A 16,155-nucleotide genomic window follows, 5' to 3' on the forward strand; every position below is an offset into this window, starting at 1 on the left:
GTGAAAAAACGCACCTTCCAAAGAAGGTGCGTTCATCGGACTAGCTGTCTTGCTCGTCGATAAGGATTTCTACCGCGGAGACCCGTTGCAGGCCTCTTGGCAGCATGCTGCCACGACGACCCCGTTCACCACGGAAGTTGTCGAGATCGGCCGCTTTTAAGGTCAACTTACGCTTACCTGCATGCAGGGTCACGCCTGCTCCTTGCGGTAAGACATGTAACTGACTGAGCACCTCATCACGTGATTTGGCGCGCGCGCCAGGGATATTGATGATCTTGTTTCCTTTGCCTTTGCCCAACTGTGGCAAATCATGGATAGGGAATACCAACATCCGTCCCTCATTGGAAATGGCCAAGATCTGATCCGTTTCTAAGTCGTGAATACGGCGAGGCGGCATCACTTCGGCATGCTCAGGCACAGTTAACAGCGCTTTACCACTACGGTTTTTCGACAGCATGTCTGCCTGTTTACACACAAAGCCATAGCCTGCATCCGAGGCAAGTAACGTCAGTTGGCTTTCATCCGCCATCATCACATGACGAATCGACGAGCCTGGGGTGATATTGATACGGCCCGTGATCGGTTCACCCTGACTGCGCGCCGACGGCAAGGTGTGCGATTCAATGGCATAGCTACGTCCGTCTGACCCCAAGAACACCGCAGGTTGATTGCTCTTGCCCGGCGCCGCATCGAGAAACTTGTCTCCCGCTTTATAGTTAAGCCCAGCCGCATCAACATCGTGCCCCTTGGCATGACGAATCCACCCTTTTTCCGACAGCACCACGGTAATCGGCTCACTGGGGATCAAATCACGCTCCGTCATGGCTTTGGCTTCTTCACGTTCCACCAAGGGCGAGCGTCGATCATCACCGTACTTTTCGGCATCGGCGAGGATCTCTTTTTTGATCAAGGTATTCAACCGACGCTCTGAGCCTAACAGGGTTTGCAACTTGTCCCGCTCTTTGCTTAGCTCATCTTGCTCACCACGGATTTTGATCTCTTCGAGTTTGGCCAATTGACGCAGTTTGATCTCTAGAATCGCTTCCGCTTGCTTCTCACTAAGCCCAAAGCGCTTGATCAGTTCTGCCTTTGGATCATCCTCACTGCGGATGATTTCAATCACCTCATCAATATTGAGGTACGCGACCAATAAGCCCTCAAGAATGTGCAAACGCGCCAACACCTTCTCGAGACGATACTCCAAGCGACGACGCACCGTATCCCGACGGAACGTCAACCACTCCGACAGGATCATTTGCAGCCCTTTTACTTGCGGGCGTGCATCGAGGCCGATCATATTGAGGTTAACGCGATAGTTTTTCTCAAGATCCGTTGATGCGAATAAGTGATTCATCAACTGATCACTATCAACTCGGTTAGAGCGCGGCACCACCACGATACGTGTCGGGTTTTCGTGGTCAGACTCATCACGCAAGTCATCGACCATCGGCAGTTTTTTCGCCCGCATTTGGTTGGCGATTTGCTCGAGTAACTTGGCGCCAGAGACTTGATGCGGCAGTGCTGTGATCACAATGTCGCCGCTTTCTTTGTGCCAACGAGCTCGCATCTTGATGCTGCCACGACCACTGGTATAGAGCTTTTTCAGCTCGTGATGAGGCGTAATGACTTCTGCTTCAGTCGGATAATCCGGCCCTTTGACGTATTCCATCAGGCCATCCAGATCGATACTGGGTTTATCAATCATCGCCGCCAGCGCGTTAGCAAGTTCGCGCGCATTGTGCGGGGGAATATCGGTGGCCATACCAACCGCAATCCCGGTCACCCCATTGAGGAGAATATGAGGAAGGCGCGCAGGTAAGGTTTTCGGCTCTTTCATGGTGCCATCAAAGTTTGGCACCCAATCCACGGTTCCTTGTCCTAGCTCTTGTAAGAGGACTTCCGAGAAGCGCGACAGGCGTGATTCGGTATAACGCATCGCCGCGAACGATTTGGGATCGTCCGGCGCCCCCCAGTTACCTTGACCATCCACCAGCGGATAACGATAAGAGAAGGGTTGCGCCATCAATACCATGGCTTCATAGCAGGCAGAATCACCATGAGGGTGATACTTACCGAGCACGTCCCCAACGGTACGCGCTGATTTTTTATATTTGGCGGAGGCAGACAGCCCCAGCTCAGACATTGCATAAATAATTCGGCGCTGTACCGGTTTTAATCCGTCACCGATAAACGGCAGCGCACGGTCCATGATGACGTACATCGAGTAGTTGAGGTAAGCATCCTCTGTAAACTTGCGCAAGGCAAGCTGCTCGACGCCATCATAAGTCACCTCTGTCATGCTGATAGTATCCCGTTATATTTGTTTAAATCTCGGTCAGCTCGGCCATATCGCCTTTTTGCTGCAACCAGTTACGACGATCTTCTGCCCGTTTTTTACCTAGCAGCATGTCCATCATTAATTGGGTTTGCTCAGGATCATCAATCGTCAGTTGCACCAAACGGCGTGTATTTGGATCCATCGTGGTTTCACGCAGTTGCAAAGGGTTCATTTCCCCCAGCCCTTTAAAGCGCTGTACGTTGATTTTTCCGCGTTTATTACTTAATCGCTCAAGGATGCCTGCTTTCTCGTCTTCATCGAGGGCGTAAAAGACTTCTTTTCCGCAATCAATACGATACAAAGGCGGCATCGCAACATACACGTGTCCTGCTTCGACTAGAGCACGGAAATGCTGCACAAACAACGCACATAACAGCGTCGCAATATGTAGACCATCAGAATCCGCATCGGCGAGAATGCAGACTTTATCGTAGCGCAATCCGGACAGATCACCGGAGTCGGGATCTATCCCTAGCGCCACCGAAATATCATGCACCTCTTGGGAAGCGAGGACTTGGTCAGCTGATACTTCCCACGTAWTAAGAATTTTACCGCGTAGCGGCATCACCGCCTGAAACTCACGATCACGGGCCTGTTTCGCTGAGCCGCCTGCCGAGTCACCCTCCACCAAAAAGAGTTCGGTGCGACTGGAATCTTGCATCGCGCAGTCTGTCAGCTTACCGGGCAACGCTGGTCCCGAGGCGACTTTTTTCCGTACCACCTTTTTCGCGGCGCGCATACGGCGATGGGCGCTGGCAATGCACACCTCAGCCAAACGCTCGGCCAAGTGAGGACGCTCGTTCAGCCACAAGCTAAAGGCATCTTTGACCACGCCAGACACAAAGGCCGCACATTGACGTGAGGACAAACGCTCTTTCGTTTGGCCGGCAAATTGCGGATCTTGGATTTTCACTGACAAGACATATGCACAGCGCTCCCAGATATCATCCGCGGTGAGCTTCACACCACGAGGCAATAGGTTGCGGAACTCGCAGAACTCGCGCATCGCTTCCAGCATACCTTGGCGCAAGCCATTGACATGGGTGCCACCTTGCGGCGTCGGAATCAAGTTAACATAGCTTTCAGTGGTTAATTCACCGCCTTCCGGTAACCAAATCACCGCCCAATCGACCGCTTCATTTTTGCCACTGAACTCACCGACAAAGGGGGTTTCAGGCAATAATTCAAAGCCCTTCACACTGTCGGCAAGATAGTCTTTTAGGCCCGCTTCATAGCACCAGCTAATGGTTTCATCGGTATTTTTATCGGTGAAATTGATGGTTAAGCCCGGGCAAAGGACAGCTTTGGCTTTTAATATGGTTTTTAAGCGTGACAGCGAGAATTTACCGGAATCGAAAAACTGACTGTCCGGCCAAAAGTGCACCCGCGTGCCACGGTTGCGTCGTCCGCACGTGCCTGTCACGGTCAAGTCTTGCACTTTGTCGCCGTTTTCGAAGGCGATGTCATAGACTTGCCCATCGCGCTTGACCGTGATCTCAACACGACGAGACAAGGCGTTAACCACAGAGATCCCGACCCCGTGCAAACCACCACTAAATTGATAGCTTTTGTTGGAGAACTTGCCGCCAGCGTGAAGCTTACAGAGGATCAGCTCAACCCCAGACACCCCTTCTTCTGGGTGAATATCTACAGGCATCCCACGGCCATCATCAATCACTTCTAATGATTGGTCGGCATGAAGGATCACATCGATTTTACTCGCGTGGCCGGCAAGGGCTTCGTCGACACTGTTATCGATCACTTCTTGCCCTAAATGGTTAGGGCGACTGGTATCTGTGTACATACCCGGGCGTCGGCGCACTGGCTCGAGCCCGTTGAGGACTTCTATCGATCCTGCGTTATAACTTTGCTCTGTCATAATCGATTGGCTTAATAAATGTGATGACATGGTCAGCAAGGGGGCCTAGCTTGTCAAGCTCCGCCCCCTGTTACCGCGAGTTTATGTGAACTGCCATCCGCCTCGTACGCCGCCATGTTCAGACGAGACAAGGTTTGCCTAAGACGTTGGCAATAAAAGGAGGCTACAATCCAAGGAACTGGATAATGTCGGCGCAGTAGCGTTCAAAGCCAACAAAACTATGATCGCCCTCTGGCTCAACCGTTTGTCGACTGGCACTAAATTTCTCAACCGCTTGACGATAGTCGAGCACTTCATCCCCCATTTGCTGCAGCAGCCAAAATTGCGAAGGGTGCGTCAAGGTAGGCACATCCAGCGTGCGCAGCGCCAAAATATCGTCAGCATCGAGTTGATAGCGCTCATGGGTGTAAGGGTTCACCTGCTCGCCGATATAATCTTGCAATAACTCATATGGGCGTACCGCGGGATTGACCAACACCGCCGGTATATCATAGCGCTCACTGAGCCAAGTGGCGAGAAATCCCCCCAGTGAACTGCCAACGAGCCCCAGCTGATGGGTGGCACCATAGGTATCGACCAACTCAGTCAACAGGTTCACGGTGGGTTCTGGGTGGCTCGGCAGTTGCGGGACGAGTACCTGAATATCCGGACGCATTGTTTGACAATACGCCCGCATTTGTCGTGCTTTTAACGACTGAGGAGAACTATTAAAGCCATGGAGATAAAGCAGTGCTGAGGCCATTGGGTTAGTATCCACTGGAGTCAAAATCAGGACGGAACTGTTGCCCCGTCACACGCTCAACTTGGCTCTCAATCCGTCCATCACTGTGCAAATCTAACCAGCGCCAGCCGGGGTTTTGATTATCCAATGCAAAGTCATGCGAGTCCGGCATAAATTGGATACAGGTTGACGGCGATGCCATAACTTGTACACCTTGATGGCGAACATTCAGCGCTTGGTGAATGTGTCCACACACCACGGCTTTTGCCTGTGGGTGTGCCGCCATGATCTGCCAAAACCGCTCGCGGTTAACCAGTTTGTGCTGATCGAGCCAAGTACTGCCGGCCTCTAGCGGATGATGATGCAATAACACCAGTGCATGGCGCTGTGGGTACTCACTTAAGTGCTGCTCTAACAGGCGTAACTGTTCTCTAGATAATTCACCATGTGGCACGCCCGACACTTGGCTGTCGAGTAATATCATTTGCCAGTGCTCGCCAAGCAACACTTGTGAACAATGCGATAGCGAGCCAGATTGCAATACCGAACGCATCTCGGGTTGAAAATCATGGTTTCCCGGCAGCCAAAAACAGGGTTGCTGCCAACGCTGAATTCCATCTACAAAGCGGCGATAAGATAACGCGGAGTGATCTTGAGATAAATCGCCGGTGGCAATAATGGCGTCAAAGGTACGTTGTGTGGCGCTTATCGCATCAAGCACCGCATGATAACTATGCAGTGTATTAACACCCAGCAAACTGCCCTGTTCGTCCGCGAACAGGTGCGTGTCGGTGATTTGCAGAAGACGAATACAATCGCCGTTCGCGTTCTCAATCTGGCAAGGCTGCAACGTTGAAAATACCTTTGCTGGTTTAGTTTAACGATGATTTATACACGGAGTCTGAGGCGGTCACGCCGCGGCGCAAACAGTGCGCCAGCCAATCAGACAAAAATGCATTAACCTGATGTTTTTCATTGCGCTGATGCATGCGCGGATTCGGATAATCATAACGCGGTTTTAGCCGTGAAATCTGCTGCGTGGTACACACTTCAGCAACACGTGCATCATGGTATAGACGCACGGTTAAATTCGCGCGTAAGTAGTCGGGCGCTTGGCCTTTGCCGAGCTGGGCAATGTCCAGTAAGGTGGTGTAACGGGTTGACTCACGGACAACCAACGCATACTCCTGCCCTTGAATATCGTATCGACACACTTGCCCCACCTCGTCGCGTTTAGGCATTAAACGGACAAGTTTGGCGTAGTTAGTTTCATACAGGCGCATCATCGCCGGTAAGTCGACTCGATAATCTGTTTTCACACACACCTACTGTTTATTGATTGTTTTGTTCATTATAGCTTTGACGTAACCGACTAGCATTGAGTTCCAACCATTGCGGCGCAATGATGGATGCCGCGTTTTCAATCTCGCCATCGACGACCTTTTGATACGCCTGTTGACGTGAGAATCGATGAACCAAGATATCTTCATTTTCGCTTGCCAATCCGTGCACGCCAGCCGCTTCAGACGCATCGACAATCGCCACGAAGACCTCTAGTTGTTCTGAGCAGCCGCCGGAGCTGGATAAATAGCGAGTCACTCGCTCCATCTGCTGCAATAAAAGGCCGGCTTCTTCCCGTGCCTCGCGATGTGCCACTTGCTCGGGAGACTCTTGCTTATCCATCATGCCCGCAACAATCTCAAGCTGCCATGGCGAAGCCCCTGCTGCCATCGCACCGACACGAATTTGTTCTAGCATAACCACTTCGTCACGCACAGGGTCATAGGGAAGTACTGCCACCGCATGACCACGCTCAAACAACTCGCGAACCACGGTGCCACTCCAACCGCCTTTAAACAATCGGTGACGAAACTGATAGCGATGAATTGAGAAAAACCCTTGATAGCATGGTGAGATATCTTCAATCACAATGTCTTCACGGCCAAACTGACCGGGGGGATGGCTGGACATACTCGCTCCTTGCTATTTGTGGTGGCGGTGCAGTCTTATCATTGGCACGATTGCGCTGCAAACCTTAAACTTAACTTTTTTGATAAAAGTTACAACTATTTTTAAGTCCCAATCGCAAACTGGATAGTTTACACTCAGTGTCTTAACAAATTGTCAGTTTCACGCAAGCATAATTGCGGTAAGCTAGTTGTCGTATTCTTATTGAACAGCTCAAATTCAGGGATTCTACCTATGAAAAAATTGCTCCCTTTGGCATTAGGCTTGGCACTCGGCAGCCTAAGCTCCGTGGCTCTAGCCGACGATCTCGCCCAAATTTACCAACAAGCGAAGCAAAGTGATCCCACACTCAATCAAGCCGCCGCTGAACGTGACGCTGCGTTTTCAGCCGTGGATGCAACGCGCGGTACATTGCTACCCCAAATTGGGTTAAATGCCGGCTATTCGATCACCCGCAATGACAGCAACGATCAGCGTGACAATAACACCACCAGCGCAGATATCAGTCTAAGCCAACAAATTTTTAAGCGTGATAGCTGGATCAACCTCGATATCAGCGAAATGCAAGCCCGCCAGCTAGATGCCGTTTACGCCGCGCAACAACAAGGCTTGATGCTGCGTGTCGCACAGGCCTACTTTGATGTACTCCGTGCAATGGATAAGCTGGAATTTGTCAAAGCAGAGAAAGCGGCGGTTGGCCGTCAGCTAGAGCAAACCAAACAACGTTTCGAAGTCGGGCTCTCCGCGATTACCGACGTACACGATGCACAAGCGCAATATGACGCAGTACTCGCCGACGAAATCTTGGCCCAGAATGCCCTCACCAATAGCTATGAAGGCTTGCGTGAGATCACTGGCGAAGCGCCACGTGATTTGCGCGTGTTAGATACCGCACGTTTTAGCGCGAGTAAACCTCAGCAGCAACCAACCGCGTTGGTTGRAACTGCCGAAGAGAAAAACTTGAAGCTGTTGGCAAGCCGTATTGCCCGTGATACTGCCAAAGAGCAGATCAAGCTAGCTGAGTCTGGCCACCTTCCGACTTTAACGTTTAGCGCTAAATATGGCATGACAGATGTCGATAATCAGCATACTCCAGGCTCAGTCGATTCTAACGAAGGGACTGCCGGACTCACTTTTAGTTTGCCGCTGTTCACGGGCGGAAGCACCTCAGCGAATGTTGAGAAAGCGCAGTATAACTACGTTGCAGCCTCGGAAAGCTTGGAAGCCACGTTCCGTTCAACCGTTAAGGACGTTCGCGCCTTCTATAACGACATTAATGCTTCTATCGGTGCCTTGCGTGCCTATGAGCAAACGGTCATTTCTGCGCGTTCAGCCCTTGAAGCGACAGAAGCTGGCTTTGAAGTGGGCACACGTACCATTGTGGATGTCCTTGACGCCACACGCCGCCTGTACGATGCCAACCGTAACCTGTCGAATGCGCGTTACGACTACATCTTGAGCCGCCTTCAGTTGCGTCAAGCCGTGGGGACACTTAGCGAGCAGGACTTGCTAGAAATCAACAAAGGCTTGATTGAAAAACGCTAAGCCTTAGTCGCTATCTTTGATCTAAAAAGGTGCCCTCAGGCACCTTTTTTACTGACGGTTACTCGCTCGGTTTTATTGCCCGCGACGAATTGACTCAATGATTTCAGTGGTGGAACAGCCGTCTTCAAAATTCAGCACTTTCACCTCACCACCGTTATCCATCACCGCCTCAGCACCCGCGATCTCATCAACCTGATAATCGCCGCCTTTGACCAATAGATCTGGCAAGACAGCACCAATCAGGCGCGCAGGTGTTTCTTCACTAAAAGGCACCACCCAGTCGACCGCCCCCAAGCCAGCCAATACCGCCATACGTCGGTCCGTCGGGTTGACGGGACGTCCAGGCCCTTTTAAGGCTTGAACCGATGCGTCGGTATTCACCGCCACAATCAGGCGATCTCCCAGTTTGGCGGCTTCATTCAGGTACGCCACATGGCCAGCATGTAAAATGTCAAAGCAGCCATTGGTCATCACCACTTTTTCACCGCGCCCTTTGGCGACTTTCACCGCCTCAATCAACTGCGCTTCTGTGGTGACACCAAACCCAGATTCGTGCGAGCCATGAATCGCTTCGGTCAACTCTATGGTAGATAAGGTAGAGGTACCGAGTTTACCGACCACTACACCAGCCGCCGCATTCGCCAGTGCGCAGGCCTCTTCGATGGGTTTGCCCGCTGCCAACGATGCCGCCAATACCGAAATCACAGTATCGCCGGCCCCGGTCACATCATAAACTTCTTTGGCCAGTGTCGGCAGATTCAGTGGGGCGACATCGGGACGAAGTAGCGTCATACCGTGTTCACTGCGGGTCACCAATAATGCACCCAACTGATATTTTTCAATCAGCGCAACGCCTTTTTCGACCAAGTCTTCATCACTGTCTACCCGTCCAGCAACCGCTTCAAACTCAGCCATATTTGGGGTTAATAAGCTGGCACCGCGATAGCGCTCAAAATCAGTACCTTTCGGATCCACCAAGGTGGTTACACCGGCTTGCTTGGCCGCCTGAATCAAGGGTTGGACTTGCGACAGTGCACCTTTTGCGTAATCGGACAAAATCATGGCCTGACATTGCGGTAAAGCCGCTTCGACTTTTGCCAACATAGGGGCCACATCCACGCCATCAAATCCCTCTTCAAAATCAAGACGGATCAGTTGCTGGTTGCGACTCATCACCCGCAACTTGGTAATCGTGGGGTAGGAATCGAGCGCGACAAAATCACACGCAACCTTGAGCGAGTGAAGTTTCTGCGTGAGCGCATCGGCTTGCTCATCCTTGCCTGTCAAACCAATGAGTTGGGTATGACCCCCTAACGCAGCGATGTTCATGGCAACGTTAGCTGCGCCACCGGGACGCTCTTCTGTTTGATTGATCTTCACTACAGGTACAGGTGCCTCAGGCGAAATTCGCCCCGTTGGGCCATACCAATAGCGATCAAGCATCACATCACCCACGACCAAGACTTGGGCTTGGCTGTAGTCAGGAAGGCTAAGTTTCATCTGGATCTCCGATACTGTCGTTACTGGGCGATAGTAGCACAGCCCCAATAAAAATGACCTATTGTCAGATGGCGCACCGTACAAAAAACACGCAAAAACATTTCGATACCGTCACAGTGAGGCAGGTTCGCGCACGATTGTGGCGGGACAGCTTTTTAATTTTGCTCTACAATAGCGCAAGCCTCTCGGCCCCTTCTGGTTTTGGTTTTCATGAGTCATTAACGCTATGAGCGATTTTTCAGCGCCCACTTTTCGGATTGGGTTTGTTCACCCTCGGTATTGGCATACTTGGCTTGGTGTCGGATTCATGTATCTGGCAAGTTGGCTTCCTTATCGCGTCCAGTTTTATTTGGGCCGCGGTCTGGGTCGACTTATGTATACGCTGATGAAACGCCGCGTTGGCATCGCCGATCGTAACCTTGCACTCTGCTTCCCAGAAATGACCCGCGCTGAGCGTGCCGCGATGGTCAAAGAGAACTTTGCTAACTCAGGGCTTGCCTTATTTGAAACCGGCATGGCATGGTTTTGGCCCAAATGGCGGATACAAAAGCATGTCACCATTGAAGGGTTAGACACCTTGCTTGAACTTGAGCAGCAAGGTAAGGGGGTTTTGCTGATCGCGGTCCATTCACTCAACCTAGAGATAGGTGGGCGTGGCCTCAGTGACCAAACACCTGGCGTTGGCGTCTATCGCCCTAATACTAACCCTGTCTATGACTGGTTCCAGTTTCGGGGCCGAATGAAACGTAACATTGGCGTGGATCGAAAAGACGTCAAATCTATGATCCGCTACCTCAAAGAGGGGCACCGGATGTGGTACGCCCCCGACCATGACTATGGCCGACGCCGCTCAACCTTTGCGCCGCTCTTTGCGGTCGAAAAAGCCTGTACCACCACAGGGACGAGCTTGCTCGCCACTGCCGGTCATGCAACCGTGGTGCCTTTTTCCGTGATACGCCAACGACGCAATGGGCAGTATCACGTTAAGATAGAGGCGCCAATCAAACACTTTCCTAAAGACGCCCATGAAGCCGCCGTGGTTACCAACCAAGCGGTTGAGCGTTTAATTCTTCGCGCCCCAGAGCAATACATGTGGCTACACCGACGTTTTAAAACACGCCCCGAAGGTGAGCCTTCGTTGTATTGAGTTAAAAAGGGCTGCTCGCGCGGCCCTTTTTGCTGCTATGGCAGACCTAACCACTGACGCCAAGCCTGTTCGACCACCTCTCTTTGCGTCACAAATTCGCTTTGAGGCACCACGCCTGATTCACCAGCAAGGTGGCTGCGATGAAGCGCATTACGCATACCGGTATACGCCTCTTTCAGTGCCAAAGCTTGTGATGTTGGCATCACCCCCGTCTCTCCGGCTTGTTCAAAAATACGCGCATTATCGCTGTAGCGCGTTAAGGCCGGATACTGCTGGCTATGGCTTAACACCAAATACTGCGCCAGAAACTCAATATCCGTAATCCCACCTTTATCTTGCTTAATCGCAAACACGGCTGGGTCATGTCGGTGCGCGTGCTGGCGCATCTTCTCTCGCATCGACGAGACCTGCTCACGCAGTGTCTCTGACTCTCTTGGGATGGTAAGAATACGCTGACGAACCTCAGAAAATGCTCGGCTTAAAGACGGATCGCCATAGATCATCCGCGCACGCACTAGCGCCTGATGCTCCCAAGTCCACGCTTCATTTTGCTGGTAATCCGCATAGGCTTCTAAGGTACTGACCAACATTCCTGAGGTGCCCGAGGGGCGCAGACGGGTATCAATTTCATATAACACCCCAGATGCCGTACGGGTTGAGAAAAGGTGCACAATGCGTTGCGCCAGTCGTAAATAAAACTGACGGCCATCGATCACCTTGCGGCCATCGGTTTCTATATGGCTTGGACAGTCATGCAAAAACACCACATCCAAATCGGAGTTATAACCTAATTCCCAACCGCCAACTTTGCCATAGCCGACCACGGCAAAGCCGCGCCCTTCACGGTCAGTTAAATGCGTGGGCTGACCATATTTTTCGGTCATTTGGTACCACGCTTGATTCACCACCGCTTCCACAATCGCTTCGGCTAAATAGGTTAAGTGGTCACTCACTCGCATCACCGGCAATACCCCCGCAATATCAGCAGCGGCAATTTTCAGTAACTGGGTCTGCTTGAATTGACGCACCGCTTCCATCTGCTGTTCCATATCTTCAACCGGGATCCGCGCCAGATAATCCCCAAGCTCACTCCGATACGCGTCGGGCGCTAACGGTTGATAGAGATGGGTTAAATCCAATAGCTCATCCAACAGCATGGGGTAACGGGCAAGCTTTTCTGCAACCAAGGGACTCGCGGCACATAAGCGTAGGACTTGGTCAATGGCGCTAGGGTGCTCGTCCAGAAGCTCAAGGTAGGTCGTGCGTGTCGCAATATTGACCAATAAGTGGGTAATGTGCGGCAGTACACGTTCAGGATGAGGCTGCGCCAGTAATTTACTGAGTAATACTGGCATAAGGCGGTTTAGCACATCCCGACCTCTCGGACCCAAGGTCCGCTTTGCCAGCTCTTGCTTAAAGCTCAACAATTGATCCGCGATGTTGGTCTCCGGCACGCCAAGATCGGCCAAGATCAAATTCGCATTATCAGGATCCCGCGCCATCGCCCACAAGTCATGATATTCGCTATCAACGTCGGCATCGCCTTCTTGCTCATCATCCCCAATCAAGCCAGAAAATACCTGATGGACCGCATGCATATGCTGGTGAATTTTAGCGACCAAGGATGGCCAATCCGATTCATTTAACGCCGCACACAGACGTGCTCGATCAAGCTCCGTCTCAGGAAGCGTTTGGGTTTGTTTATCGTCAATCGCTTGCAGCAGGTTTTCTACCCGACGCAAGTAAAGGTACGCGGCCTTCAACTGCGCCACATCGTTAGCGGGTAATAATTCCAGCTCATCCAGCGCCGCCAAGGTCTCTAACAAGCCCCGCTGACGCAAACTCGGCTCTCGGCCCCCGCGGATCAGCTGAAAAGATTGGGCAATAAACTCAATTTCGCGAATACCGCCGGCGCCTAATTTAATATTGTCCGTCAAGCCGCGTCGACGGACCTCACGCTGAATTAACTGCTTCATACGACGCAGGGCTTGAATGGCACTAAAGTCGATATAGCGACGAAAGACAAACGGGCGCAACATCTGACGCAAGCTTTGATAGCAATCGTATTGCTCTTTGCCCATCACCCGCGCTTTGATCATCGCATAACGTTCCCAATCTCGGCCTTGTTCTTGATAGTAATCTTCGAGCGCAGCAAAGCTCATGACCAAAGGACCACTATCGCCAAAGGGGCGCAAACGCATATCAACCCGATAGCAAAAGCCATCCACGGTCGGTTGGTCGAGCGCTTTAATCAAGCGTTGCCCTAATCGGGTAAAGAACTGCGCATTGGCGATACTGCGTCGCGCACCTTGCGTTTCGCCATTGTCGGGATAGGTAAAAATTAAATCGATATCTGAGGAAAAGTTCAGTTCACCGCCCCCCAGTTTTCCCATACCAAGGATCAACATGGGTTGCGCCTCGCCTTCCGCATTCATTGGCGTGCCCCACGACTGAATGCAATGCGCATAAAGCCATTGATAGGCAGCCAGTATTTGCGCCTCAGCCAATGCCGATAGATGCTGCAAACTTTGTTCTACTGACCAATTACCTTGGATATCTTGCCAAGCAATCCACACCAGCTCTTGTTGGCGCACCTGACGTAACACGCGATGGAACGCGGCTTCGTCGTCAACCGATTCAAGTGCTTGGGCTAATAAGGATGAGTACTGACTCGCGCGACATGGATCATCGCGATGTTGGTATAACCAGTCCAATAAACCGGCTTGCTGTAATAAGGCAGCTGCAATAAATTCACTGCATCCAAGCGCCCGCTCGAGTTGCTCGCGGGCACTATCTTGCCAGCGCGCCAATGCCTCTGCGCAGTGCGCTTCAAGCTGGGAGATATGATGATTGATGGTTGAGGCGAGCATATCAGGCAAAGCCATGGTGATTCCTTGTTGCGCTATCCTGCTTTGACATTAACAAAAAACGGCCCGCATGCGCAGCGGGCCGTTCCAGAGTGTGAAAAACGCGTCGATTAAATCTTGAATGCGCCAATTTTTTCATTAAGCGATTGGGCACTTTGCTCCACCATTTCTGCAGTTTCATGCAACTCGGTGACCACGGTCACAGAAGCTTGCACCAGCTCTTTCACGTTGGTGAGATTTTGGTTCATTTCACCCGCGACCGAAGCTTGCTGTTCAGACGACGAAGCAATTTGGAAATTCATATCATTGAGAGAACGGATCTGCGCCACGATTTGATCGAGTTCCCCGCCCGCTTGGCTGACCGAATCAACACTGCTATCAGCCTCACTCACACTACGCTCCATCAAGCTTACTGCTTGTTGTGCACTTTGCTGCAATTGGGTGATCATATCCTGAATTTCCACCGTCGCCTCTTGGGTATGTTGTGCCAACTTACGCACTTCATCGGCAACCACCGCAAATCCACGTCCGCTATCCCCAGCACGCGCCGCTTCTATTGCGGCATTGAGAGCCAGCAAATTGGTCTGCTCAGAAATCCCTTGAATAGTGACAACCACAGTGCCAATTTTTTCCACTTGCGATTCAACTTGGCTCACTACGTGTGATGACTGACTAATGTCACTCGACAGCTCGTTAATGGTGTTGATGGTCGTTCCCACATAGCGCTGACCACTCGCCGCCTGTTCATTCGACGCTTCAGTGGCTTTCGAGGCTTCACGCGTATGTTCAGCCACATTCTGCACCGTGGCACTCATCTCACTCATCGCTGAGGCAAGCTGATCGATTTCGGCAAACTGTTCCTGCGCAGATTCCTTGGTCTCCGCCATACTGATGGTCATAATCTCTGCTAATGACGACAACTCATCAGCGGCTTGACGCTGCGCATCAATCACATCCACCAGTTGTTGGCGAGACGTCTCAAGCTCACGCGCCAGATCACCAAATTCATCACGACTGTTCATCTCAATTGGCTCGCTTAAATCTCGCTGCGCCAAGGCCCGAATTCGATCGGTGAGGTAATTGATTTGCCGCAGCATAATATTGGAGCCACCCAGCAAAATGACCATAAAGGAGACAATCATCAGTGCCGTCTGCCAAGCTATTTGGATCATATAGTCGTGATAATACGACTGGGCTTCCGACGTTGGCTGCGAGGCAACAATCCACCAATCACTGCCGGCAACAGGCACCGCATAACCATGTCGTGCACCGTCATACACCGTATAGCTGAATGCGCTGGATTGATTGAGAAATAGGTCAGCCACGTCACTATCTTGGTGATCATCTGGCACGCGTAGCTCAGCGAATTGGGTCATTGAAGGGTGTGCCCACACCTGACGCTTTTTATCATTCACCAAGTACAAATAGGCACCTTCGTTAAACTCGGCATTCATACTCTCGACCGCTTCTCGCATCAGCCGCTCACCGTCAGGCTGCGCCATCAATGCTTTGGTCATGGCAGCGCCCGAGCGCGCCAATTCTTGTGTCTGTTTGAGGGTAAAATCCACCACGGATTGACGGAATGTTTGTGCATCCCATAATTGCTTACCCACCAACAACACGGTGCTAAATACCATCAAAATAACCAGCTTGGGAACTAAACGCAGATTGGTTACTGGTTTTTCCCATGCATAGAAGCTATGTTTCGCCATAATCCTGCACACTCCATGCCCACATCAATGCTGACTCGCGACCCTACGAGGCGGGCGATAATTATTCTCGACAATTCGTTATATCGGTAAATCCGGCGATGACTAAACCCTTGTTTACCTTATTTGTGATAATTGCCCACATCCATATTCAGTAATGATAAGTTAATCAGCACAACAGATGCCCCTGATACCTCACCGCGCGGTTATAACTAACCGAGTAGCCTAGCGTTTTGATGTAGATTGCGTTTCTTTTCGCTTGGAGAAGATCGTTATTCAATTTGCGATCGCACGCGCAGTACAAAAAAAGCAGCTCAAGGAGCTGCTTCAGACTGCTGACAAAGGTCTAGCTTTCGAGCTAGACCTTTGATCTAATAGGAGTGTCGCAATAGGGATGCTCCGGTATGCTTCAAGAACCTTCTCCACACCAATATGAACTTGAAATGGTGACGATGGAACAACTTGTTCCCAAAGACCATCT

The 16,155-nt window shown here is 51.3% G+C and carries 11 protein-coding genes; 2 read left to right on the top strand and 9 right to left on the bottom strand.

Annotated features, from left to right (window positions below; all coding sequences use genetic code 11):
- Positions 1–40: 40 nt before the first annotated feature.
- The 6 genes from parC to nudF all read right to left on the bottom strand — a co-directional run bounded on the left by parC (position 41) and on the right by nudF (position 6,909).
- Positions 41–2,299: a DNA topoisomerase IV subunit A gene (parC, locus tag BZJ18_RS13625; RefSeq protein ID WP_069589249.1), complete on the bottom strand. Its 2,259-nt coding sequence runs from the start codon at positions 2,297–2,299 to the stop codon at positions 41–43.
- Positions 2,300–2,324: 25 nt separating this feature from the next.
- A complete protein-coding gene (parE, locus tag BZJ18_RS13630) occupies positions 2,325–4,217 on the bottom strand; it encodes a DNA topoisomerase IV subunit B (RefSeq protein WP_077457562.1) in 1,893 nt (630 codons plus the stop codon).
- 163 nt (positions 4,218–4,380) lie between these two features.
- On the bottom strand, positions 4,381–4,959 hold the full coding sequence (gene yqiA / locus BZJ18_RS13635; RefSeq protein ID WP_069589251.1) for an esterase YqiA: 579 nt from the start codon (positions 4,957–4,959) through the stop codon (positions 4,381–4,383).
- 4 nt (positions 4,960–4,963) lie between these two features.
- Complete coding sequence (gene cpdA / locus BZJ18_RS13640) at positions 4,964–5,788, bottom strand: 3',5'-cyclic-AMP phosphodiesterase (protein ID WP_077457548.1); 825 nt, start codon at positions 5,786–5,788, stop codon at positions 4,964–4,966.
- Positions 5,789–5,810: 22 nt separating this feature from the next.
- Entirely contained in the window at positions 5,811–6,257 is a 447-nt protein-coding gene (locus BZJ18_RS13645; RefSeq protein ID WP_108742936.1) for a DUF1249 family protein, read from the bottom strand.
- Positions 6,258–6,270: 13 nt separating this feature from the next.
- Positions 6,271–6,909 carry an ADP-ribose diphosphatase gene (gene nudF, locus BZJ18_RS13650; RefSeq protein WP_077457550.1) on the bottom strand — a complete coding sequence of 213 codons (639 nt, stop codon included), beginning with the start codon at positions 6,907–6,909 and terminating at the stop codon, positions 6,271–6,273.
- A 231-nt stretch (positions 6,910–7,140) separates the two neighbouring features.
- Here nudF and tolC point away from each other — a divergent pair, with 231 nt between their 5' ends.
- Complete coding sequence (tolC, locus tag BZJ18_RS13655) at positions 7,141–8,451, top strand: outer membrane channel protein TolC (protein WP_077457552.1); 1,311 nt, start codon at positions 7,141–7,143, stop codon at positions 8,449–8,451.
- Between the two features lie 72 nt (positions 8,452–8,523).
- On the opposite strand, the gene hldE is transcribed toward tolC, so the two are convergent.
- Complete coding sequence (gene hldE, locus BZJ18_RS13660) at positions 8,524–9,951, bottom strand: bifunctional D-glycero-beta-D-manno-heptose-7-phosphate kinase/D-glycero-beta-D-manno-heptose 1-phosphate adenylyltransferase HldE (RefSeq protein ID WP_077457554.1); 1,428 nt, start codon at positions 9,949–9,951, stop codon at positions 8,524–8,526.
- Between the two features lie 226 nt (positions 9,952–10,177).
- Here hldE and lpxL point away from each other — a divergent pair, with 226 nt between their 5' ends.
- Entirely contained in the window at positions 10,178–11,098 is a 921-nt protein-coding gene (gene lpxL, locus BZJ18_RS13665; RefSeq protein WP_077457556.1) for an LpxL/LpxP family Kdo(2)-lipid IV(A) lauroyl/palmitoleoyl acyltransferase, read from the top strand.
- Positions 11,099–11,133: 35 nt separating this feature from the next.
- Here the strand turns inward: lpxL and glnE are convergent, their stop codons facing one another.
- Together glnE and BZJ18_RS13675 are read right to left on the bottom strand one after the other, a co-directional pair.
- Positions 11,134–13,983 (bottom strand): bifunctional [glutamate--ammonia ligase]-adenylyl-L-tyrosine phosphorylase/[glutamate--ammonia-ligase] adenylyltransferase, encoded by a 2,850-nt coding sequence (gene glnE / locus BZJ18_RS13670; protein ID WP_077457558.1) that lies wholly within the window; start codon positions 13,981–13,983, stop codon positions 11,134–11,136.
- Between the two features lie 92 nt (positions 13,984–14,075).
- A complete protein-coding gene (locus BZJ18_RS13675) occupies positions 14,076–15,677 on the bottom strand; it encodes a methyl-accepting chemotaxis protein (RefSeq protein WP_077457560.1) in 1,602 nt (533 codons plus the stop codon).
- Between the last annotated feature and the right edge of the window lie 478 nt (positions 15,678–16,155).

This window comes from Salinivibrio sp. IB872 (assembly GCF_001995345.1).
Classification (GTDB): Bacteria; Pseudomonadota; Gammaproteobacteria; order Enterobacterales; family Vibrionaceae; genus Salinivibrio; species Salinivibrio proteolyticus.

What these genes read in the sequence shown, in the direction of transcription:
- parC (WP_069589249.1), bottom strand. Translation starts at nt 2,299, where the DNA reads ATGACAGAGGTGACTTATGATGGCGTCGAGCAGCTTGCCTTGCGCAAG.
- yqiA (WP_069589251.1), bottom strand. Translation starts at nt 4,959, where the DNA reads ATGGCCTCAGCACTGCTTTATCTCCATGGCTTTAATAGTTCTCCTCAG.
- nudF (WP_077457550.1), bottom strand. Translation starts at nt 6,909, where the DNA reads ATGTCCAGCCATCCCCCCGGTCAGTTTGGCCGTGAAGACATTGTGATT.
- hldE (WP_077457554.1), bottom strand. Translation starts at nt 9,951, where the DNA reads ATGAAACTTAGCCTTCCTGACTACAGCCAAGCCCAAGTCTTGGTCGTG.
- lpxL (WP_077457556.1), top strand. Translation starts at nt 10,178, where the DNA reads ATGAGCGATTTTTCAGCGCCCACTTTTCGGATTGGGTTTGTTCACCCT.
- glnE (WP_077457558.1), bottom strand. Translation starts at nt 13,983, where the DNA reads ATGGCTTTGCCTGATATGCTCGCCTCAACCATCAATCATCATATCTCC.
- BZJ18_RS13675 (WP_077457560.1), bottom strand. Translation starts at nt 15,677, where the DNA reads ATGGCGAAACATAGCTTCTATGCATGGGAAAAACCAGTAACCAATCTG.